The organism is Nonomuraea deserti, from assembly GCF_004348685.1.
GTDB classification, from domain to species: Bacteria; Actinomycetota; Actinomycetes; order Streptosporangiales; family Streptosporangiaceae; genus Nonomuraea; species Nonomuraea deserti.
Genome location: NZ_SMKO01000434.1, coordinates 1 through 788, shown reverse-complemented (window position 1 = coordinate 788; position 788 = coordinate 1). Strand labels below are relative to the sequence as shown.

Annotated in this window: 1 protein-coding gene; it reads left to right on the top strand. The window is 70.9% G+C overall.

Annotated features, from left to right (window positions below):
* Nucleotides 1-788: cyclase family protein (locus E1292_RS50550; protein WP_132606891.1), on the top strand; the 788-nt coding region annotated here is incomplete at both ends.

Genomic DNA, 788 nt, shown 5'->3' with positions numbered 1-788 from the left:
GACGTGCTCGGGTACTTCGACACGCTGTCGAACTGGGGACGGTGGGGTGACGACGACGAGCTCGGCACTCTGAACCACATCACCGACGACGTCCGGCTGGCGGCGGCGCGGGCCGTGCGCCACGGCAGGAGCGTGTCGTGCGCATGGGAGGTCGCCGTACCGGAAGACATGGAGCGGTCGACGACGACGTGCCCGTGCGCCGCCGACATGCCGGGTGCCGAGAACATGCCGCCCGCATTCCATGCCGACCGGCGCTGGGGATTTTCGTCCGAGCGGCTCGGCATCACCTTCCACGGCAACACCCTCACCCACATCGACTCGCCGTGCCACATGTTCTGGGACGGCACGATGTACAACGGGCGGTCGCACTCGCTGGTCGACGCCGCCACGGGATCGGCGTGGGCGGCCGTCACGGCGGCGGCGAACGGGATCATCACGCGTGGCGTCCTGCTGGACGTTGCGAGGGTCCGCGACGTGCCCTGGCTGGAACCGGGGCAGGGCGTGTTTCCCGACGATCTCGAGGAGGCCGAGCGCCGCCAGGGCGTACGGGTACGACCCGGCGACGCCGTGCTCCTGCGCACCGGCTACGGCCGCGCCCGGCACGAGGCCGGCGAGAGCGGCGGTTTCACGCAGGCCGGCTGGCACGCGTCCTGCCTGCCGTGGCTGCACGAACGCGGGGTCGCGCTGATCGGCGCCGACACCCCTCAGGACGTTCAGCCGTCGGGGTACGAAGGCGTGTTGATGCCGGTGCACGCCGTGAGCCTCGTCGCGATGGGTCTGTGGATGCT